The following is a 20911-nucleotide window of genomic DNA, read 5'->3' on the forward strand; positions in this document are numbered from 1 at the left end:
TAGAGACAACGAGGAAACGCCGCCATGGCCGCGCATCCGGTTTCGCCGCTTGCCCCCAAGACCCTGCCGAGCCTGCCCGCCATTGCCGGCGCGCGCATCGCCACCGGCCATAGCGGCATGCGCTACAAGAACCGCGATGACCTGCTGCTGATCGAACTGGCGCCGGGCAGCAAGGCGGCGGGCCTGTTCACGCAATCCTCGATGCCGGGCGCGCCGGTGGAATGGGGCCGCAAGATTCTGGGCAATGCAGCGCGCGGCCTGGTGGTGAACGCCGGCATCGCCAATGTGTTCACCGGCAAGGCTGGTCAGGCTGCCGTGAAGGCCACCGCCGAGGGCGCGGCCAAGGCGCTTGGCGCCAAGGCGAACCAGATTTTCCTCGCCTCCACCGGCGTGATCGGCCAGTTGCTGCCGGCGGAAAAGATCGTGGCGCAGCTGCCGCGCCTGACCAAGGCGCTGAACGGCGATGCCTGGACTGCCGCCGCCCGCGCCATCATGACCACCGACACTTTCCCGAAGCTGGCTACGGCTTCGTGCAAGATCGACGGCAAGACGGTGACGATCAATGGCATCGCCAAGGGCTCAGGCATGATCGCGCCGGACATGGCGACCATGCTGGCCTTCCTGGTGACCGACGCCAAGCTGCCGACCGATGTGCTGCAGGCATTGCTCAAGGGTGCCAACGACCAGAGCTTCAACTGCCTCACTGTGGATGGCGATACCTCCACCTCCGATACCGTGCTGCTGTTCGCCACCGGCGCTGCCGGCAACAAGGCCCCGGCCAAGGCAAGCGACAAGGCGCTGGCGGATTTCCGTCGCGCCCTGACCCAGGTGATGGCCGAACTGGCGCAGTTGATCGCCCGCGATGGCGAAGGCGCGCAGAAGCTGGTGACCGTGCGCGTCACCGGCGCCAAGAATGATGCCGCCGCCCGCGTCATCGCCCGCGCCATTGCCAATTCGCCGCTGGTGAAAACCGCGATTGCCGGCGCCGACGCCAATTGGGGCCGCATCGTGATGGCGGTGGGCAAGAGCGGTGAGAAGGCCGACCGCGACAAGCTGGTGGTGACGCTGGGCGACAAGGCAGTGACCGCGAAAGGCATGGTGCGCAAGGATCATGACGAGGCGGCGGCCACGGCGCATTTCAAAAGCAATGACGTGCGTATCGGTGTCGATGTCGGTGTCGGCAAAGGCCAGGCCGTGGTCTGGACCTGCGACCTGACCCACGGCTATATCGACATCAACGCCGATTACCGCAGCTAATCGCACGATGACCACCGATCCGCTCTGCCCCGGCGACGCCGAAAGCGTGCTGCGGCCCAAGCCGGTGGTGCTGGTGGTGGCGGTGGCCCTGGTGGATGCCGATGGCCGCGTGCTGCTGACCCAGCGCCCGCCGGGCAAGAAGCTGGCCGGCATGTGGGAGTTTCCCGGCGGCAAAGTCGAACCGAACGAAACGCCGGAAGCGGCCCTCCTGCGTGAATTGCGCGAGGAACTCGGCCTCGATATCAGCGCCGCCTGCCTGGCTCCCTTTGCGTTTGCCAGCCATTCCTACGATGATTTCCACCTGCTGATGCCGCTCTATGTCTGCCGCCGCTGGGCCGGCCAGCCGGAAGGCCGCGAAGGCCAGGCGCTGAAATGGGTGCGGCCGGTGAAGATGGGCGAATTGCCGATGCCGCCGGCCGATGTACCGCTGGTGGCGATGCTGCGCGACCTGCTGTGATTCCGAGAAGCCGTCATGGTCGGCGAAGGCCGACCATCCACGCGTTTTTCTACTTAATCGATGGAAATAAAAACTCGTGGATACTCCGCCTTCGCGGAGTATGACGGTCTTTGTTATGGGTTAAGTTCGGAAACCCAACCAGGGCACGTGGCCCAGGTAGCGATGACGCAAGGCCTTTTAAGCGTCGCCGCGCGGGATCCACGGGATCGACGCCACCTCGATGCCTTCATCGGCCAGTTCCTTGGCTTCGTCAGGCGTGGCCTCGCCGTAGATGTTGCGCGTCTCGGCATCGCCGTAATGCATCTTGCGCGCTTCCTCGGGGAATTCGTTGCCGACGTAATCGGCGTTCTTCTCGACATGCTCGCGCAAAGCCAGCAGCGCCTTGCGCGCATCCGCCGCCATGCGGGCCTCGTCGGCGGCCTGTGCTCCCTTGGAGCGGGCCAGGCGCGGCGCCATCGGCGCCTTGGCGATCTTGCGCGAGCCGCAATGCGGACACTGCACCTGACCCTTCTTCGCTTGCACGTCGTAGGTGGCGCTATCCTGGAACCATGCCTCGAAGACATGCTCCTTTTTGCATTTCAACTCGTATTTGATCATCGCGTTGCCGCTTGATTCCGCTCCGGGGACCCAAGTATTGATGTTTATTGATTAATATATGGGGCAGTTGCCGGTGCACAGCAAGGGGGATGGGGCTTCGGCCTGGATTGCGCGCTTCGCGTCCACCACCAAGCCGGGTGGCGCGGTGCTCGATCTCGCCTGTGGCGGCGGACGCCATGGCCGGCTGTTCCTGGAAAACCGCCACCCGGTCTGTTTCCTCGATATCAATCTCGGCGGCGTTGCCGATCTGGCCGGCCAGCCCGGCACTGAGTTGGTGCAGGCCGACCTGGAAGGCGGTGCGCCCTGGCCGCTGCCCGGGCGCCGCTTCGCCGCCATCGTGGTGACCAACTACCTCTGGCGGCCCTTGTTCCCCGCCATCTTCGGCGCCCTGGAATCAGGTGGCCTGGAACCGGGCGGCCTGCTGCTCTACGAGACTTTCATGCGCGGCAATGAACGCTTCGGCAAACCGTCCAACCCGGATTTCCTGCTGGCTGAGGACGAATTGCTCGATCTCTGCCGGCCGCATTGCCAGGTGATCGCCTTCGAGCAGGGCGAGGAAGCCGCGCCCAAGCCGGCCATGCGCCAGCGCATCGCGGCGCGCCATAAATGAGTGCGCCCGAGATTGAGACCGAACGGCTGCGGCTGCGCGGCTTCCAGCCTGGCGACTGGCAGGGCCTGGCGCGCTTCTATGCCGATGACACGGTGATGCGTCACATGCTGCCGGGCCGTGGCCTGACGGCGGCCCTGGCCGAGGAACGCGCCAAGAGCAACATCCACAATTTCAACACCTCCTGGGCGCAGCGCGGCTATGGCGTCTGGGCCGTGGCCGACCGCGCCAGCGGGCGGCTGCTGGGGCAATGCGGCCTGCGCTTCGTGCCGGAAGCCGATGCGGTGGAACTGCTCTACCTGCTGAACAAGACCCATTGGGGCCGTGGCCTGGCCTCCGAGGCCGGCCGCGCCACGCTGCATCATGGTTTCGGCGCGGCGGGCCTGGCGCATATCTTTGCCGTCACCGCACCAGGCAATGGCGCTTCGCAGCGCGTGCTGCAAAAGCTCGGTTTCGCGCCAGAGGGCGAGAAACTTCTGTGGGAGCGCAACGTGCACTGGTTCGCGCTCGACCGCGAGGCCTGGATTTGCCCAACACCCGAAACGGTGACACAATCTACTCCCTAAAAGGGGAGCGGAGCATGAGTGGCGACGGCATCGAGCGGCGCTGGCATCTGGCCGAGGACATCATCCGCGACGCCGGCAAGCTGGCGCGAGCCTATTTCGACAACCGCGCGGCCCTGACCATCGAGCAGAAGGGCCTGCAGGATTTCGTCAGCCGTGCCGACAAGGAAACCGAGGCGCTGATCGTCTCGCGGCTCGGCATCGAATGTCCGCAGGACAATATCCTGGGCGAGGAAGGCGGGCTTTACGAAGCCAAGGGCCGCGATGGCGGCCATGCCACCTGGGTGATCGATCCGATCGACGGCACGGCGAATTTCCTGCGCGGCCTGCCCTTCTGGTGCGTATCGCTGGCGCTGGTCGTCGATGGCCGGCTGGAACTTGGCCTGGTGTATGACGCCGTGCGCGACGAACTGTTTTCCGGCCGACGCGGCAAAGGTGCTTTTCTCAACGGCCAGAAGATGCAGGTCAGCGCCATCACTGATCCGAACCGCGCCTGCATCGGGCTGGGCTATGGCCACCGCATGAGCCAGACGCCGCATGTGGAAGCCATCGACGGCCTGCTGCGGCGCGGCTGCGAATACCGCCGCCTCGGCTCCGGCGCGCTCGGCATCACCTATGTCGCCGCCGGGCGGCTGGAAGGCTTCCACGAGACGCATCTCAATAGCTGGGATGCGCTGGGCGGCCTGCTGCTGGTGGCGGAAGCCGGCGGCGAGATGAATGATTTTCTGAAAAACGATGGCCTGAACAAGGGCAATGCCGTGCTGGCGGCAACGCCCGCGCTCTATCCCTTCGTCGCCGAGGTGATCGGCTTCGAATAGCGTGGCTCGTGCAGCCAGGCGGGAATCTGCCCGCGCGCCTTGGCCACTTCATCCAGATCGATATCCGCCAGCACCACGCCGGTGCCTTCGCCGGCATCGGCCAGCACGCGGCCCCAGGGATCGATGATCAGGGAATGGCCATAGGTCTGGCGCTTGCCCGGATGATCGCCCCACATCGCCGGGGCGACGATGAAGGCGCCGGTTTCGATGGCGCGGGCGCGCAGCAGGATATGCCAATGGGCCTGGCCGGTATTCCGCGTGAAGGCCGCCGGCACCATGATCACTTCCGCGCCGCCCTGGGCCAGGCCGCGATAAAGCTGCGGGAAGCGCACGTCATAGCAGATGCTCAAGCCGAGTTTGGCCTGCGGATGATCCGCCAGCACGGCCTGTTCGCCCGGCGCGAAGGTATTGGATTCGCGGAACACCTCGCCATTCGGCAGATCGACATCGAACATGTGGATCTTGTCGTAGGTCGCGGTGATCTCACCCTGCGGATTGACCAGGTAGCTGCGGTTGGCGTTGCGGTTGGCGCCATCCTCGCGCACCGAGATCGAGCCGATCAGCAGCCAGATTTTCAGCTCGGCTGCCAATTCGCGATAGGCTTTCAGCGCCGGATGCGTCGCTTCCGGCTTGCCGGCTTCCAGGCTGGCCGCCGAATTACGCCCCATGAAGCTGGAATTCTCGGGCGTGGTGACGAATTCGGCGCCCTTGGCATGGGCCTCGCGGACCAGGCCGCAGACCTGCGCGATATTCGCCGCCATGTCATCGCCGATATTCGGCTGCACGCAGGCGATGCGAATACGGCGCGCGCTCTTTGCAGTACCGGCCGCAGCCTCCGGCGCGGCCATGGTCAGGCCGCCGCCAACATGGGATCGAGCTTGCCGGCACGATCCAGCGCGTAGAGATCATCGCAGCCGCCGACATGGGCGCCATTGATCCAGATCTGCGGCACGCTGGTGCGGCCGCCGGTCAGGCGCGTCATCTCCTCGCGCTTCGGCTGGTCGTAGGATACGTCGATCTCGTTGTAGCTGGCGCCCTTCTTGTCCAGCAGCGCCTTGGCGCGCGCGCAATAGGGGCAAAGGAACGTGGTGTAAATGGTGATCTCGGCCATGGGCCTGCCTCGGGGTGTTGAGTCGCTTGATGAAAACTATATGGCGCAGTGCCGGCCCTAAACAATATCCGGCCGCAGCACGCGTGTGAGCGTCAACACATCCACCGCCGCCACCCCGGCACCGCGCAAGGCCCGGATGCAGGCCGAAACCGTCGCCCCGGTGGTATACACGTCATCCACCAGCAGCACGGTCTTGCCGGCCAGAGCGCCGCGCCGCTTCGGCACCACCCGGATGGCACCGGCCAGGGCCTCGCGGCGCTGGCGGCGGTTCAGGCCGCCCAGGCTGGGGGTGGGCTTCACCCGTTCCAGCCCATCCACCAGGGCCGGCTTCCCGCTCAGGCGCCCCAGGGCCTGGGCCAGCAGGGCCGACTGGTTATAGCGCCGCCGCCACAGCCGGCCGCGATGCAGCGGCACCGGTAGGATCAGGTCGGCCTCCTTGAGCAGCACACCGCCGGCCTGGCGCATCAACCCGGCCAGGCCGGCGGCCAGATCGGTGCGGTCGGCGCGCTTGAAACGCAACACCAGGTCGCGCCCGCCCCGGCCATAGACCAGCGCGGCACGGGCGCGGCGGAAGCGTGGCGGCTTGGCCAGGCAAGCGGCGCAATGCAACCCCACCGGCACCGGCATGGTGAAAGGCGCGCCGCAGCAGGGGCAGAGCGGCTCGGCGATGAAATCCAGGCTGGGCCAGCAGGTGGCGCAAAGCCGGCCCGGCTCGTCCACCAGGGTGCCGCAGAGCATGCAGCGCGGCGGCAGCAGGGCATCCAGCGCCCAGCGGCTGAAAAGCCGCAGGCTGCGTGGCAGGGGGGAAATCGCGCCAAGGTCCATCCGCTTACGTTGCGGCAGCGATGACGGCCCGGTCAACAGCCGTTAAGCTGGGACGCATAAAGACAAAAACATGAGGAAACGGCGATGACCGGCAAAGTGGTGAAGATCGGCTGTGCATCCGGCTTCTGGGGCGATTCCATGGTGGGCGCGCCGCAATTGCTGTTCCAGGCCGAGATGGACTACCTGATTTTCGACTACCTGGCCGAGATCACCATGTCGATCATGGCCCGCATGCGCGCCAAGGACCCGGCCCAGGGCTATGCCACCGATTTCGTCACCGTGACGATGAAGCGCCTGCTGCCCGAAATCGCGCGGCGCAAGGTGAAGATCATCTCCAATGCCGGCGGCGTGAACCCGGCCGCCTGCGGCGCGGTCATCCGCCAGATGATCGCCGATGCAGGGCTGGACCTCAAGGTCGCCGTGGTGCAGGGCGACGACCTGATGCCGGGCATCGAGACGCTGAAGGACAAATTGCGCCCGATGGTGAAAGGCGCCGAGCGCCCTGCCCGCTTCATGTCGGCCAACGCCTATCTCGGCGCCGGGCCGATTGCCATGGCCTTGAAGGATGGCGCCGATATCGTGATCACCGGTCGCTGCGTCGATAGCGCCCTGGCGCTCGGGCCTTTGCTGCATGAATTCGGCTGGAGCCTCACGGATTACGACCGCCTCTCGGCCGGCAGCCTGGTCGGCCATATCCTGGAATGCGGCGCGCAGGCCACCGGCGGCCTGTTCACCGATTGGCGCGACGTGCCGGATTGGGACAATATCGGCTATCCGGTGGCGGAAGTGTCGGATGACGGCAGCTTCGTCGTCACCAAGCCGCAAGGCACCGGCGGTCTGGTCAGTGTCGGTACCGTGTCCGAACAGCTGGTCTACGAAATCGGCGATCCCGCCGCCTATCGCCTGCCCGATGTGACCTGCGACTTCACCGCCGTGCGCATCGAGCAGGTGGGCGAGCATCGCGTGAAAGTCTCCAACGCCAAGGGCCAGCCGCCGGGCGATGAATACAAGGTTTCCGCCACCTACATGGACGGCTTCCGCGCCGTGGCGCAGCTGACCATCGGCGGCCGTGAAGCACGCGCCCGGGCGCGGCGTTCGGCGGAAGCCATCCTCACCCGCACGCGCAAGATTTTCCAGACGCTGAATCTGGGCGATTACCGCGCCGTGTCGATTGAGGAAATCGGCACCGAGGCGATGTATGGCGATAACGCTAGGCCCGGCGCGCTGAACAGCCGCGAAGTGGTGATGAAGCTGGCGGTAAGCCATGCCGAGAAGGCGGCACTGGATATCTTCGTGCGTGAGATTGCGCCGGCCGGCACGTCTTTCGCCGCCGGCACCACCGGCTCGGGCGGCGGCCGCGCCTCGCCGCAGCCGATTGTGCGGCTGTTTTCCTGCTTCATCCAGAAGGCCGCCCTGCCGGTGAGCATCGAGCTTGGCGATGGCGCGGCCAAGCCGGTGGCGGTGATGACCGTGGGTGGCGATGTCTGCGGCGGCCCGGCTGGCCTGCCGGACACCACACCGGCGCCAAAACAGACCGATCTCAGCGTGCCGCTGATCCGGCTGGCCTGGGCGCGTTCCGGCGACAAGGGCAATGACAGCAATATCGGCGTCATCGCACGCAAGCCGGAATACCTGCCCGCGATCCGCGCCGCGCTGACGCCAGAAGCCGTGCAGCAGTATTTCGCCCATCGCTGCCAGGGCGGCGTGATGCGCTATGAATGGCCCGGCATCCATGGCCTGAATTTCCTGCTGAAAGATGCGCTGGGCGGCGGCGGCATCGCCTCGCTGCAAAACGACCCCCAGGGCAAGGCCTATGCCGGCATGCTGCTGGATTTCCCGGTGCCGGTGCCCGCCGCCTGGGGATTGAAACCGGACTGAAAGCGCAGGAACCGGATAGCGGCATGGCGGGGCAGGCTCTAGATTTCACGCCATGAACAAGCCCCGCCTCCCCACCGATACTGAATTCGCCGCCATCCTGGGCAACGATGCCAAGGCCGATGGGCGGTTCTTCTACGGCGTTGCCAGCACCCGCATCTATTGCCGCCCGTCCTGCACCAGCCGGGCGCCGAAGCGCGACAACGTGCGCATCTTCGCCGCTCCAGCAGCCGCGAAAGATGCCGGCTACCGCGCCTGCAAACGCTGCCGGCCTGACGCCTTGCTGGAGGCCGATGCGCGGCTGGAGCGGGCGCGGCAATTGATCGATGCCCGGCTGGAAGCCGGTGAACCGGCACCGGACCTCAACGCTTTAAGCCGCGCCGCCCATGTCAGCCCGACGCATCTGCAACGGCTGTTCACGGCGGCCTATGGCCTCTCGCCGCGCGCCTATGCCGAGGCACGCCGCATCGACAAATTGAAAGCTGAACTGAAAGGCGGTGCTGAGGTGTCAGACGCAATCTATGGCGCCGGTTTCGGCGGCCCGAGCCGGGTATACGAGAAAGCCGACCGCTGGCTTGGCATGACACCCGCTGATTATAAGCGCGGCGGCGAAGGCCTGAGCCTCACCGTGGCGATCCACCCAGCGCCGCGCAAACTCGGCAAGCTGCTGGTGGCGGAAAGCCCACGCGGCATCGCCGCTTTGCTGTTCGGCGATAGCGAGAAAGCCATGCTGGATGAATTGCGCGGTGAATTCCCGGCCGCCAGCATCAGCCGCGACGACAGCGCCGGCAAGAAGGCGCTGGCAGCCCTGGACGCCCTGCTGGCCGGCCGCAAGCCGAAGCAGGAGCTGCCGCTGGATTTGCGCGGCACGGCGTTTCAGATCCGCGTCTGGCAGGCGCTCAGTGCCATTCCGCGCGGCGAGACGCGCAGCTATCGCGAAATCGCCATCGCGCTCGGCGATCCCAAAGCGGCGCGCGCCGTCGGCTCGGCCTGCGGCAACAACATCCTCGGCGTGCTGGTGCCCTGCCACCGCGCCCTGCGCAGCGATGGCGGCCTGGGCGGCTATCGCTGGGGCCTGGCGCGCAAGCAGGCGATCCTGGAGGCCGAGGCGGCGGAATAGCCGCGGCTATTGCTTGAGGAAAGGATTGCTGTAGCCGCGCCCCTTCGGCGGGAAGGCCTTGGCGAGATAATCGAGCATCATGTCGCGGTCTTCCTTGCTCGGTTCGGGCATGCCATGGCGCTCGACCATGAAATCCAGCACGCCGGACCAGCGTTCGCGGCTATGGCCCTGGGCGCGCACCAGCGCCGAACCATGGCAGGTGGTGCAGATATAAAACACCTCGTCGCGGTTCTCGCCATCAGGAAACACCGTCGGCTCTTCCGGCTCCCGCTCGGCCTGGGCCTGGCTCTGGGCCTGACTCTGGGCTTGACTCTGGGCTTGAGTGAAAACGGTGGCGGCACCGCAAGCTAATGCCGCCACCACTACCAGACGCAGCACTACGCGCATGCCGGATCAGGCCTTCACCAGCACGGCAACACGATGCAGGGCATTGCCGCCATAGCCCTGCGGATTCCATACCCCGGGCGCATGACCCTGGGCGCGGCCAAAGGAATCCGTCGCCCGCGTCCAGAGTTCGTAATACCCCTCGGTAGGCAGCGTGATATCCGCCTGCCAATCCTGCCAGGCATATTTGTTCACCGCCTTGGCGACCTTGGCCTTGGTCCAGGTCTGGCCGAAATCCGCCGAGACATGCACGGCATTCACCGTCTGCTCGCCGGCCCAGGCATGGCCGCGCATGCCGACCAGCCGGGTGCCGGCCTTAAGCTCGGTACCATGCGCGATATTGGTGATGATCGAGCGCACCGGCATTGATTCCAGGATGCGGAAATTGGCGTTGTCGGGCTTGTCGCCCGGCACCATCGGCTTGATCGGCACGCGGTAGCTGGTGCCGGTCATGCCCTGGCCGTCATGCTCGCGGTCGCGGATCCAGATGCGGCTGAGCCATTTCTGCGACAGCGAACCCGGCCAGCCCGGCACGATCAGGCGCAGCGGCGCGCCATTCACCAGCGGGATCGGTCCGCCATTCACCGCGAAGGCAATCAGCGTATGCGGTTCCAGCGCCTTGGCGATCGGCATGCCGCGGCTGATCGCCTGCCGGCTGGGATCACCGGTGAGATGCACGTCGCGGCCGAAATGCGCGGTGTAGACCGCCGTCGGCTTCAGCCCCGCCGCTTCCAGCACATCCTTCAGCCGCACACCGGTCCAACGCGCGCAGGCAATGGCGCCATTGCTCCATTGATTGCCGCTGGCCTTGGGCTCGAAGGCCGCGCGGCCATTGCCGCCGCATTCCATCTGCAGCACATAGGTATAATGCTTGAAGCGCTTCTTCAGCTCGCCAAGCGTCAGCTTCAGCGGCGTATTCACTTCACCATCAATGACCAATTCCCAGCTATCCAGGTCAGCCGGCATCTGCTCCGGCGGATTGCCGTTGTTGCGGATGAAGATGCGGTCATTCGGCGTCACCGAGTCATCCAGCAGATGCTCTGGCGTTTCCGCCACCAGCGGCCGGTCGCCGAGAATCACCAGTTCCGCCTTGCCATCCATCTTGAGGATTTTCGGCCCCGCGCCGCTGCCCTGCGCCAGTGCCGCCGGAATCAGGCCCGAGGGCAGCGAACGGCCAAACGGGATCATGCCGCCGAGCAGCGCGCCCATGCTGGCCATCGCTGCGCCACGCAGCACGCCGCGCCGATTGAACAGCAGCGCATCGGCGCGTTCGGGATCATCGCCATATAATTCAAAAAGGCCGCGTTCTTTCCACCGGATGCCCATGCTTTCCTCCTTTTAGGGATACATTCCCCTCTATATTTATGTAAAACATCATTAGGGGATTCGCCGTTGAGTGCAAACGCTTTTCCACCTCCCGGCAGCCGGATTGCACCCGCACAATCGCGCCATTGCCTTGGTTCCACACCAGCCATAGGGTGGGTTCAAGGAAACGTCTCGCCCAGAAGGAAGCCGCCGCATGACCAGCGCCCCCGGTCACGCCAGCGATATTGAATCACGCTATGCTTGGCTGCGCCTGCTGGGCAGCTTCACCATCAGCACCATCGGCGGCGTCGGCATGTGGGCCATTGTCGTCGCCCTGCCGGCGGTGCAGGCGGAATTCGGCGTGCTGCGCGGCGGCGCCTCGCTGCCCTACTCGCTCACCATGCTCGGCTTCGTTGTCGGCGTGGTGTTCATGGGAAGGCTGGCCGACCGCTTCGGCATCGTTACGCCGGTGATCCTCGGCACGCTCTCTTTAAGCCTCGGCTATGTGCTGGCGGCGAAAGCCACCAGCATCACCATGCTGGCTTTCATCTATGGCGGCCTGATCGGCTTCGGTTCCTCGGCCATGTTCGGGCCGCTGATCGCCGATATCTCGCTGTGGTTCGAGCGCCGCCGTGGCCTTGCCATCGGGCTGTGCGCCAGCGGCAACTATTTCGCCGGCGCGGTATGGCCGCCGGTGGTGGAATATTTCATCGCCCAGCAGGGCTGGCGCGATACCCATTGGGGCATCGGCCTGTTCTGCCTCGTCACCATGGTGCCGCTAAGCTTCGTGCTGCGCCGCCGCCCGCCGGTGCAGCCGCCGCTGCCACAGGCCAGCGCTGGCTTGAACAAGGCCGGCGCGCATCGCCCGCTCGGGCTGGCGCCGAATGGCGTGCAGGGCCTGCTGCTGATCGCCGGCATTGCCTGCTGCGTCGCCATGTCGATGCCGCAGGTGCATATCGTCGCCTATTGCGTCGATCTCGGCTATGGCCCGGCACGCGGCGCCGAAATGCTTTCGCTGATGCTGGCTTTCGGCATCATCAGCCGGCTTGCCTCCGGCTGGATTCTCGACCGCATCGGCGGACTCGCCACCCTGCTGCTCGGCTCGGCCCTGCAGGGTCTGGCGCTCACCTTCTATCTGCCCTTCGACGGCCTCGCCTCGCTCTATGTCGTCTCGGCCTTCTTCGGCCTGGTGCAGGGCGGCATCGTGCCGAGCTATGCCTTCATCGTGCGCGAACTGTTTCCGCCCGAACAGGCCGGCCTGCGCGTCTCGGTCGCCATCGCCGCCACGCTCGGCGGCATGGCGCTGGGCGGCTGGATGTCGGGCGCCATCTTCGATCTGACCGGCAGCTATCAGGCGGCCCTGCTCAACGGCATTGCCTTCAACCTGCTCAACGTGGCGATCATCGGCTGGATGCTGCTGCGCTGGCGCCGGCAGCGGCAGATGGGCGCTGCGCTGGCGGCGGCCTGACTCAATCCAGCTAGCGGATCGCCGGTTGCGCTCGCCTCGCCTTCATGTAGTGTATTTATCATTATTTACACTATTTTGAGGCGATAATGCACTCCGTACTCCACCTGCTGATCCTGGCCCTGCTCTGCCTCGTCCTGCCGGCGACAACAACAGCACAGCCCACTGCCGGCGAAACCAAAAGCCCGGCTATCGGCATCGAAACCCAGGGCAACCTGACCAATTTCATGGTGGTCGACCCCGACCTTACCGAACAGGCCCAGAAACTGCAGGTGTTACGCGCTCTGCCGGATAGCGCCGATGCGGTGCTGGTACCCTGGCTGCAACTCAATGCCAAGGATCTGCTGCCGGCCTATTCCTACGAACTGGCACGGCGGCTGTGGAATCTTGGACGCCGCGATGATGCCCTGGAATGGTATGCTCGCGGCTTCCTGCACGCCCGCTATGATGCCATGCGCTGCACCGATACCACCGCCGGCCAGGGCGTCGCCTTCCTGCCGCAACTGGCACCGAACGTGGTCGCCGGCATCCAGCAATACCGCGCCGCCTTCGGGGCCGCCGGCCTGCGGGCGCTGCAGCAGCCCGATCTGTTCGCCAGCACCGTGTCGCCCTGGTGGATATGCTCGCATGGCATGGCGGCGATGCGCGCCGGCCTGCAAAACCAGACCATGAGCGGCGATGCCTGGCTGAAGCCGGAAAGCGAATGGGCCGGCCTCCGCGCCAGCATGAAGACCGACATGACCCGCTTCTTCGAGGAACAGAGCAAACCGCAGGACGACCCGATCCCGATGTCGGCCATACGCCATTCCACCATGAACCTGCCGCCCGGTTCCTATGGCAGATTTGCCTGGCTCAATACCACCACTCTGTTGGTCGAAGCCACGGAGCAACGTGAAAACGTGATCAAGCAACTGCGCCTGGATCAGCCACAGCAGCCCTTGGAAGAAGTGGCTCGCATCCAGGCCCCCTGGTGCGCAGGCGGCAGCATGTTCACTTTTCGCTCGGGATACGAGCGGCTGTCGAAGAGCCAAGTCCGCTTGACCTTCCGCACCGGCACCCTCAACAGCCCGGAGAGCATCAGCTTCGAGACCGGCGACTTACTGCGCTATGCCGACATGGACCACAGCGGCAACACAGGACATTCGCTGAGCACGTCTCCCTGGCGGCAGAGCCCTTTCGATTGCCGCTGGGTGAAACACGAGGGCCTATCCGGCGCCAACAACAACGCCAACTGGATTCCGCTGCTGCCCGGCCACGGCTTCCTGTCCTTCACCGGCGCAGATGGCCAGCAATCTCAGCGCGTGCTGCACTTCGCCAGCGAAACCGCAGCCCCCGTGGAACTGCCCATACCCACCACCGGCCTCACCTCCACCAGTATAAAATACAGCGCCTTCCGCAACGCCTATTTCATCGCACCGATTGCCCAGCGCCCCAAGCAAGGCGAGGCCGTGCCGCAATGCCGACCCTATTGGTGGCTGAACAATTACGGCAAGCAACGTGTCGAGGAGGTTTGCCTGCCGACAGACGCCCTGGACAACCAGGGCTACGGCATGATCGCGCCATCGCGGGACGGCATCCTGCGCGCCATCACTTCGCGTCCTACAGCGCATGGTGATCTGCCCGGCGGCGTCTACCGCACCGGCGCCGATGGCCGCAGCGAAAAAATCTATGAAGGCCGCGTCTGGGGCATGAGCGTGTCGCCTTCCGGCTGTACTGCGGCGATACGGCTTTTTCCCAGCAGCAACCCCAGCAGCAACTTTACGCTGCTGGCACTTTGTCCCAACAATGCCAATGTGAGACGCTGAGACTGCACCATGACCCTAGACTACCTGATCATCTCGCTGATCGTCGTCGCCACGCCCGGCACCGGCGCGGTCTACACCATCGCCGCCGGCCTGGGACGCGGCAGCCGCGCCAGCGTGATCGCGGCCTTCGGCTGCACGCTCGGCATCGTGCCGCATATGCTCGCCGCCATCACCGGCCTTGCCGCCCTGCTGCATGCCAGCGCGCTGGCTTTCGAGATCGTGAAATATGCCGGCGTCGCCTACCTGCTCTACATGGCCTGGGCGACCTGGCGCGAGCGTGGCGCAATGAACTTCTCGGGCCAGACCAATGCAGCACCGCGCTCTGGCTGGCAGATCACGCTCGAAGCCGTGCTGGTGAATATCCTCAACCCTAAACTCTCGATCTTCTTCCTCGCCTTCCTGCCGCAATTCATCGCGGCCAGCGACCCGGCGCCGCTCGGCAGCATGCTGATCCTGAGTGCCGCGTTCATGGCGATGACGTTTGCCGTGTTCGCGGTCTACGGCCTATTCGCCGCCGCCATGCGCGACCATGTGCTGACACGGCCCAAGGTTATGCTGTGGCTGCGGCGGACATTCGCGGCGGCGTTCGTCGGGCTGGGCGTCAAGCTGGCGATGGCGGAGAGGTGATTAATGACACTACAATCAATTCAACACCGCTTTGAAAATTTAGTTAAAGATCTTTTTGAGGCGAAGGGCATTGATACAAAAGAATGTCAAGATGAAAGAACGCCGGTTGACTTTATAGTCAATTGGAAAGAAAGCAGAATTATTGTTGATGTAAAAATATACCTATCAAGCGTTACTCCAATCCAGCCACTAAGGAGGTCAGCAGCACTACTAGAAACTTATATTCGCCCCCATCAAGCCAAGTTAGCAATTCTAGTAATTGGAAACGAATTGGACGTATCCCAAAGGGAATTCTTAGAAGCATTCCCCCTTGTCGTTACTTTTGACCTAATAGATATCCTTCGCTTCTCACAAAAGCACCCTGAAATTTTTGATGGCCTAGAATCCATAGTGAGAGAAGCAAAGCCATTTTCGCCTTTCCCAACTCTTTTGTCACTGGCAACGCCCCACACACCGTCTATTTCAAAAATAATCGAGAATAAGATTCAGTCACTAAGCAGCGATGAGAGATTAAACGAGGAGTACAGTCGCCGCATCGAAATTAAGAAAGGGGAGGTATTATGGCAAAATTTGTGTTCAATCCCTTCGGGAAAAGATGACTTTTCCGATTTTGAAAGAGCGGCCACTGCTGCTCTCAAGTATATTTTTGAGGATGACCTTACCTCCTGGCTAAGCCAACAAGCGACACACTCCCATCACTCCAAATACGATTTGATTGCACGCGTTTCTTCGGGGAATGATTTCTGGAATCTGTTAGCGAGAGAATTCCGATCCAGGTACATAATTTTTGAGTTTAAAAATTACGCCAAGAAGATAAAACAGGGACAAATTTATACTACGGAGAAATACCTATACAGGAACGCTTTGCGGTCTACGGCCATAATTGTATCTAGAGAAGGAGCAGATGAAGGGGCAAATAAGGCTATCCGAGGCGCTCTCAGGGAGAATGGCAAGCTTATACTGGTGGTTAGCCTAGCAGATATTCAGAATATGCTTTCATCCCGCGACATAGGTGAGGATCATAATGCCCTTTTGACAGAGCGTTTAGACGATATGCTCATTAAATTGGAAAGGTAAAAACGAGGAGTAACTCAAAACTGAAATGTATTTGCTGAACTCCAATCATCATTTTCACCTCACCCCAGCAACAACTCCATCCCTGCATCGCCCTTTGCCATGGCGCGTTGATAGCCCGGCCTTGCGGCGACGCGCTGCAAGTATGCGCGGATGTTCGGATAGGGCGTGAGGTCGTAGGGCTGGAAGTGGCGCATGGTGGTGAGGGAGAACACCGTCATGATATCTGCCGCCGTGAAATCCACGCCGGCGAGCCAGGGGTTGGCGCTCAGGCGCTGGTCCATCAAATCGAGCATCTGGGCGAGGCGCTTGTCGCCCCATTGCCGCGTTTGGTTATCAGCTGGGGCATTGAGCAGCGTTGTCACCATCAGGCGCATGAAGCCGGGCTGCAGGCTGCCATTAGCGAAATGCAGCCAGTAGAGATAATCGGGGAAGCTGGGGTGATCTTTCCCTAACGCCAGACGGCCTTCGCCGTATTTCGCCAGGATGTAGTCCATCACGGCGCCTGACTCGGCCAACGTTATATCGCCATCGGTGATCACCGGGGCCGAGCCGATCGGATGCAGCGCCTTGTATTCCGGTGGCGCCAGGCGCGGGGCGCGCTGGTAGACTTTCAGGTCATAGGGGATGCCCAGTTCCTCGCAGAGCCAGACGATGCGTTCGGATTGCGATTTGCCGAGATGATGCACGGTGAGCATGGCTTCACTTCCTAGTAGCGGTCAGACTTCCAATACGAAGGCCACGACCAGCCAATTAGCAACACAATAGATATTGTAGATCATATGCCCGAGGATCGAGGCGCGTAGCGAGCCGCCAATATGGCGTACCAGTGTAATAGCTATGATCGGCACCACCAGCATTGTCATGTAGACTAGGCCATGGCCGATATGAATCGCGTACCAGAGTAGCGCCGTGGCAATTGCCGTTGCAGGTACTCCCCAATGCTTCCGCAGCGCAGTCCACAGCCAGCCACGGAAAAACACCTCCTCGGCGATCGGCGCGCCAATTCCGACCAGCAGAGCAGCCAGCACCAGCAGCCAGGCATCCATCTCGCGGATGTGCCGCGTGAGATTCGGGTAAGGATTGATGTCGAGGAAGCCGATACTGAAGCCGTAGAGCAGTAGAAGGCCGATGATGAGAGCGACAAGGCGTGGCTGCTGGATCGGCCCATAGCCCAATCCAGCGCGCAGATCGCCGCCAGACGCTTTGCGGGCATTGCGCAGGCCAAACCAGGTAAACAGGGAAAGCAGCACGGTGCCAGACACTATCGCATAGCCAGCAGTGTCGGCCATTTCCGCTACCTCTTCGCCTCGCCCGGTTAGTGCCAGCACAAATCCCACGAGAAAGGCCTGTAACAGTAAGCCGCTATAGGCCAAGGCGGACCAAAACACTGCCCAGGCCAGAAGTTTCCATGGCGTTAGCCGGTTTGGCGCAACAGCCTCAGCCGCAGGTGTCCCCGTCCCTGTTGTTACTGCAGCAACTTCCGCCGCCATGCGATCCTGAGTCACCGCCACCCCGTTATCGTGTAAAGCTCATGCCGACAACCACTTTTCCGGATCATTGCATCGGAGCGCAACCATTAATCGGCGCAATTGAGAAAGAAAAAAGCCCGGCATTGCTGCCGGGCTTTTAAAGACGCTGGTGGTGGTGTGGCTCAGGCGCCCGGCTGCGGCTCGGGCTCCAGACCTGAGGGGCCGGACTTCTTGCCGCCGCCGCGATTGGTGGTGGGCACCGCCGAGCGCGGGCCGCTATCGCCGGACGCCGGCTTGTTGTCGTCGGTGCGCACGATCTCCTCGCCGCGCAGCAAGGCCTTCACCTCGTCACCCGAGAGGGTTTCGTATTCGAGCAGGGCGAGCGACACCTTCTCAAGATCGTCGCGATGCTCGGTGAGGATGCGCATGGCGCTCTGCTCGGCCTCATCGATGATGCGGCGCACTTCCTCGTCGATCAGCTTGGCGGTGGCATCCGACACGTTCTTGCGCTGGGTGACGGAATGGCCGAGGAAGACTTCTTCCTCGTTATCCGAGTAGCGCAGGCGGCCGAGCTTATCCGACATGCCCCATTCGGTGACCATGCGGCGAGCTAGGCCGGTGGCCTGCTGGATGTCGTTGGAGGCGCCGGTGGTGACATTCTCGCGGCCAAACACGATTTCTTCGGCGATGCGGCCGCCGAACATCATGGCAAGGCGCGATTCCAGTTCGAGCTTGGAGACCGAGAGGCGGTCCTTTTCCGGCAGCGACATGGTGACGCCTAGCGCACGGCCGCGCGGAATGATCGTCACCTTATGCAGCGGATCGCATTTCGGCATGAACAGCGAGACCAGCGCGTGGCCGGCTTCATGGAAAGCCGTGAGGCGCTTTTCCTCGTCGCCCATCACCATCGAGCGGCGCTCGGCACCCATCATCACCTTGTCCTTGGCCGCCTCGAAATCGGCCATGGTGACTACACGCTTGTTCTTGCGCGCGGCCAGCAGGGCGGCTTCGTTCACCAGGTTGGCGAGGTCGGCGCCGGAGAAGCCCGGGGTGCCACGCGCCACGATCTTGGGATCCACATCCGGGGCCAGCGGCACCTTGCGCATATGCACGCGCAGGATCTTCTCGCGGCCAAGGATATCCGGGTTCGGCACCACGATCTGGCGGTCGAAGCGGCCCGGACGCAGCAAAGCCGGATCGAGCACATCGGGGCGGTTGGTGGCGGCAATCAGGATCACACCCTCATTGGCCTCGAAGCCATCCATCTCGACCAGCAGCTGGTTCAGCGTCTGCTCGCGCTCGTCGTTGCCGCCGCCCAGGCCGGCGCCACGATGGCGGCCAACGGCGTCGATTTCGTCGATGAAGATGATGCAGGGCGCGTTCTTCTTGGCCTGCTCGAACATGTCGCGCACGCGGCTGGCGCCGACGCCGACGAACATTTCCACGAAGTCGGAACCCGAGATGGTGAAGAACGGCACATTGGCTTCGCCGGCGATGGCGCGGGCCAGCAGGGTCTTGCCGGTGCCGGGCGGGCCGACGAGCAGGCAGCCCTTCGGGATCTTGCCGCCGAGGCGCTGGAATTTCTGCGGGTCGCGCAGGAATTCAACGATCTCTTCCAGTTCGGTCTTGGCTTCCTCGATGCCGGCAACGTCCTCGAAGGTGATGCGGCCATGGCGCTCGGTAAGCAGGCGGGCCTTGGACTTGCCGAAGCCCATCGCCTTGCCGCCGCCGGACTGCATCTGGCGCATGAAGAAGATCCAGACGCCGATCAAGAGCAGCATCGGGAACCAGGAAATCAGAATCTGCACCAGGGTGGAATTCTCTTCCGGCGGCAGCGCCTGCACGCGCACGCCGCGCTCGGTCAGGCGGCCAACCAGGCCGGGATCGCTGGGCGCATAGGTGGAGAAGCCGCGGCCATCGCGATAATGGCCCTTGATGGTATGGCCCTGGATGGCGACATCCGTCACCTGGCCGTTCTGTACATCGTTGAGGAAATCGGAATAGGCAACCTGGCTGCCGCCCTCGCGCATGGTGGGGCCTTGGAACAGATTGAACAGCGCGACCACCAGCAGAGCGATGATCACCCAGAGCGCAAGATTGCGACCAAACATATTCACGGAGGCCTTACCCTTTCTCGACGAAGCACCGGCCGGCATCTGGCCGCCCGGTCGAGCAATAGTGTAGCGGCCGGGAGCCGGCCACACCACTGCCTCGCCATCATTACATAAGAGCCCAACAGCCTGAAACAAGCACCTTAATTTGTGCTTCACTTCACGGAATTATGAGAAAACGTTACAGCTTAGCCAGCAGGATTCCGTAATTGGCGCCAAGGCCCAGGCTGGGCAGGCCGACGACACGGCCTCGCAGCCACAAGGCCGGCAGCACAGGCAATGCCGGGGCCGGCAGGCCGCGCTCGGCCAGGCCCGGAAAATTGCCGTTTTGCCCCAGGCTGTCGAGGCGCAACCCAGGCGGCAGCCGATGCAGTGCCAGCGCGCGCCAGCGGCCATCCCATACCTGCCCGTCATCCCCAATCTGTTCCGTGCCAGTTTTCAGCAGCAAAGCCGGCGGCAGGTGGCGGGCCTCGCGCAGGATCAGCACTCGATTGTCCCAAGGCAGCAGGCGGCAGCGATGCAAGGTGTGGCTGCAATCGCCGGCGCGCAATTTCGCCAGCAGGCGCTCCAGGCGGTCGAGCCGGGGCGGCAGGGTTTCGCCGCCGATGCGTTTCAGCACGCTAGCCAGCGCGCGCAGGGCGATTTCGTCCGGCCCGGCGGTGAGTGCCGCCGCATCGGCCCAGGCAATACCGGCGCCATCGTCATAGGCCACCGCCTGGGCCAGCCGCTCAGCCGTGATCTGCTCCAGCGCTGACCGCGCCCGCGCCATGTTGGCCGCCGTCTGCGCCAGATGCGCCGAGGCTTCAGCGCCGAGTTCCGCCAGCACCGCGCGGGCGCTCGTGCGGGCATAGGCGGGATTGCGGTTGCTGGGATCCTCGATCCAGCTCTGGCCGCGCGCTTCAAGCGTGGCGATCAGGCGCGCTTTCGGGATACCCAGCAAAGGCCGCAGCCGCTGGATGCCGTTCACCTCAAGCCGTGGCGCCATGGCGGCAAGGCCATCGACACCGGAACCGCGCGCGGCGCGCAGCAGGAAGGTTTCGGCCTGATCGTCGCGATGCTGTGCCAGCAGCAGATGCGCCACGCCCTGGCGCCGGCACCAGGCTTCCAGCAAGGCGTAGCGGGCATCGCGGGCCTGGGCTTGGCGGTTGGCGGCGGGCTTGGCGCCCTTCCAGGTGAGGATTTCGGCGGCCATGCCGGCCTTGCCGAGCCAGGCAGCCACCTGGCGGGCTTCGGTTTTCGATTCCGCGCGCAGGCCGTGATCAACGATCAGCGCGGTGAGCGCGATGCCGCGCCTTGCCGCCCAGTCATGGCAGAGCAGTGCAAGGCAGAGAGAATCGGCGCCGCCGGAACAGGCGACAGCCATCGCCCCGGCATCGGCAGCAAGTGGCGCCAGCAGGCGGCTGAATTCGGCCGCCGCCAGCGGCCGCATCCGCGCCGG

The 20911-nt window shown here is 63.7% G+C and carries 21 protein-coding genes; 11 read left to right on the top strand and 10 right to left on the bottom strand.

Annotated features, from left to right (window positions below):
* The first annotated feature begins 24 nt into the window (after positions 1 to 24).
* Both argJ and ACQY7X_RS01245 read left to right on the top strand, forming a co-directional pair.
* Positions 25 to 1257: a bifunctional glutamate N-acetyltransferase/amino-acid acetyltransferase ArgJ gene (argJ, locus tag ACQY7X_RS01240; RefSeq protein WP_428248020.1), complete on the top strand. Its 1233-nt coding sequence runs from the start codon at positions 25 to 27 to the stop codon at positions 1255 to 1257.
* A gap of 7 nt (positions 1258 to 1264) precedes the next feature.
* Complete coding sequence (locus ACQY7X_RS01245) at positions 1265 to 1714, top strand: (deoxy)nucleoside triphosphate pyrophosphohydrolase (RefSeq protein WP_428248021.1); 450 nt, start codon at positions 1265 to 1267, stop codon at positions 1712 to 1714.
* Positions 1715 to 1891: 177 nt separating this feature from the next.
* Here ACQY7X_RS01245 and ACQY7X_RS01250 read toward each other — a convergent pair whose 3' ends face one another.
* A complete protein-coding gene (locus ACQY7X_RS01250) occupies positions 1892 to 2311 on the bottom strand; it encodes a DUF1178 family protein (protein WP_428248022.1) in 420 nt (139 codons plus the stop codon).
* Positions 2312 to 2369: 58 nt separating this feature from the next.
* Here ACQY7X_RS01250 and ACQY7X_RS01255 point away from each other — a divergent pair, with 58 nt between their 5' ends.
* From ACQY7X_RS01255 to ACQY7X_RS01265, 3 genes are read left to right on the top strand one after another with little or no spacing between them, the layout of a single operon-like run.
* Complete coding sequence (locus ACQY7X_RS01255; protein ID WP_428248023.1) at positions 2370 to 2921, top strand: SAM-dependent methyltransferase; 552 nt, start codon at positions 2370 to 2372, stop codon at positions 2919 to 2921.
* Positions 2918 to 3484 carry a GNAT family N-acetyltransferase gene (locus ACQY7X_RS01260; protein WP_428248024.1) on the top strand — a complete coding sequence of 189 codons (567 nt, stop codon included), beginning with the start codon at positions 2918 to 2920 and terminating at the stop codon, positions 3482 to 3484. The genes ACQY7X_RS01255 and ACQY7X_RS01260 overlap by 4 nt, the downstream gene beginning before the upstream one ends.
* Before the next feature lie 14 nt (positions 3485 to 3498).
* On the top strand, positions 3499 to 4299 hold the full coding sequence (locus ACQY7X_RS01265) for an inositol monophosphatase family protein (protein ID WP_428248025.1): 801 nt from the start codon (positions 3499 to 3501) through the stop codon (positions 4297 to 4299).
* On the opposite strand, the gene ACQY7X_RS01270 is transcribed toward ACQY7X_RS01265, so the two are convergent.
* From ACQY7X_RS01270 to ACQY7X_RS01280, 3 genes are read right to left on the bottom strand one after another with little or no spacing between them, the layout of a single operon-like run.
* Positions 4263 to 5147 (bottom strand): carbon-nitrogen hydrolase family protein, encoded by an 885-nt coding sequence (locus tag ACQY7X_RS01270; protein ID WP_428248026.1) that lies wholly within the window; start codon positions 5145 to 5147, stop codon positions 4263 to 4265. The genes ACQY7X_RS01265 and ACQY7X_RS01270 overlap by 37 nt on opposite strands.
* 2 nt (positions 5148 to 5149) lie before the next feature.
* Positions 5150 to 5410 (bottom strand): glutaredoxin 3, encoded by a 261-nt coding sequence (gene grxC / locus ACQY7X_RS01275; protein ID WP_428248027.1) that lies wholly within the window; start codon positions 5408 to 5410, stop codon positions 5150 to 5152.
* Between the two features lie 57 nt (positions 5411 to 5467).
* A complete protein-coding gene (locus ACQY7X_RS01280) occupies positions 5468 to 6271 on the bottom strand; it encodes a double zinc ribbon domain-containing protein (RefSeq protein ID WP_428248028.1) in 804 nt (267 codons plus the stop codon).
* A gap of 48 nt (positions 6272 to 6319) precedes the next feature.
* Between ACQY7X_RS01280 and ACQY7X_RS01285 the strand changes: the two genes are divergently transcribed.
* On the top strand, positions 6320 to 8113 hold the full coding sequence (locus ACQY7X_RS01285) for an acyclic terpene utilization AtuA family protein (protein ID WP_428248029.1): 1794 nt from the start codon (positions 6320 to 6322) through the stop codon (positions 8111 to 8113).
* A 52-nt stretch (positions 8114 to 8165) separates the two neighbouring features.
* A complete protein-coding gene (ada, locus tag ACQY7X_RS01290) occupies positions 8166 to 9230 on the top strand; it encodes a bifunctional DNA-binding transcriptional regulator/O6-methylguanine-DNA methyltransferase Ada (protein ID WP_428248030.1) in 1065 nt (354 codons plus the stop codon).
* 6 nt (positions 9231 to 9236) lie between these two features.
* Here the strand turns inward: ada and ACQY7X_RS01295 are convergent, their stop codons facing one another.
* Complete coding sequence (locus ACQY7X_RS01295) at positions 9237 to 9617, bottom strand: hypothetical protein (protein WP_428248031.1); 381 nt, start codon at positions 9615 to 9617, stop codon at positions 9237 to 9239.
* A 6-nt stretch (positions 9618 to 9623) separates the two neighbouring features.
* A complete protein-coding gene (locus tag ACQY7X_RS01300; RefSeq protein ID WP_428248032.1) occupies positions 9624 to 10940 on the bottom strand; it encodes a sulfite oxidase in 1317 nt (438 codons plus the stop codon).
* Positions 10941 to 11133: 193 nt separating this feature from the next.
* Here ACQY7X_RS01300 and ACQY7X_RS01305 point away from each other — a divergent pair, with 193 nt between their 5' ends.
* The 4 genes from ACQY7X_RS01305 to ACQY7X_RS01320 all read left to right on the top strand — a co-directional run bounded on the left by ACQY7X_RS01305 (position 11134) and on the right by ACQY7X_RS01320 (position 15893).
* On the top strand, positions 11134 to 12387 hold the full coding sequence (locus ACQY7X_RS01305) for an MFS transporter (protein ID WP_428248033.1): 1254 nt from the start codon (positions 11134 to 11136) through the stop codon (positions 12385 to 12387).
* Positions 12388 to 12473: 86 nt separating this feature from the next.
* Positions 12474 to 14189, top strand: a complete 1716-nt coding sequence (locus ACQY7X_RS01310; protein WP_428248034.1) for a hypothetical protein — start codon at positions 12474 to 12476, stop codon at positions 14187 to 14189.
* Between the two features lie 9 nt (positions 14190 to 14198).
* On the top strand, positions 14199 to 14816 hold the full coding sequence (locus ACQY7X_RS01315) for a LysE family translocator (protein ID WP_428248035.1): 618 nt from the start codon (positions 14199 to 14201) through the stop codon (positions 14814 to 14816).
* A 3-nt stretch (positions 14817 to 14819) separates the two neighbouring features.
* The gene (locus ACQY7X_RS01320) at positions 14820 to 15893 is read left to right on the top strand and encodes a hypothetical protein (protein ID WP_428248036.1); all 1074 of its coding nucleotides are present in this window, start codon (positions 14820 to 14822) and stop codon (positions 15891 to 15893) included.
* A gap of 59 nt (positions 15894 to 15952) precedes the next feature.
* On the opposite strand, the gene ACQY7X_RS01325 is transcribed toward ACQY7X_RS01320, so the two are convergent.
* From ACQY7X_RS01325 to tilS, 4 genes are all read right to left on the bottom strand, one after another.
* Positions 15953 to 16588 (bottom strand): glutathione S-transferase family protein, encoded by a 636-nt coding sequence (locus ACQY7X_RS01325; RefSeq protein WP_428248037.1) that lies wholly within the window; start codon positions 16586 to 16588, stop codon positions 15953 to 15955.
* A gap of 21 nt (positions 16589 to 16609) precedes the next feature.
* A complete protein-coding gene (locus tag ACQY7X_RS01330) occupies positions 16610 to 17383 on the bottom strand; it encodes a lysostaphin resistance A-like protein (RefSeq protein WP_428248038.1) in 774 nt (257 codons plus the stop codon).
* A 161-nt stretch (positions 17384 to 17544) separates the two neighbouring features.
* On the bottom strand, positions 17545 to 19479 hold the full coding sequence (gene ftsH, locus ACQY7X_RS01335; RefSeq protein WP_428248039.1) for an ATP-dependent zinc metalloprotease FtsH: 1935 nt from the start codon (positions 19477 to 19479) through the stop codon (positions 17545 to 17547).
* A gap of 175 nt (positions 19480 to 19654) precedes the next feature.
* Positions 19655 to 20902: a tRNA lysidine(34) synthetase TilS gene (tilS, locus tag ACQY7X_RS01340; protein ID WP_428248040.1), complete on the bottom strand. Its 1248-nt coding sequence runs from the start codon at positions 20900 to 20902 to the stop codon at positions 19655 to 19657.
* Positions 20903 to 20911 lie beyond the last annotated feature (9 nt).

It is taken from the genome of Ferrovibrio sp. (assembly GCF_965278975.1).
Lineage (GTDB): Bacteria > Pseudomonadota > Alphaproteobacteria > Ferrovibrionales > Ferrovibrionaceae > Ferrovibrio.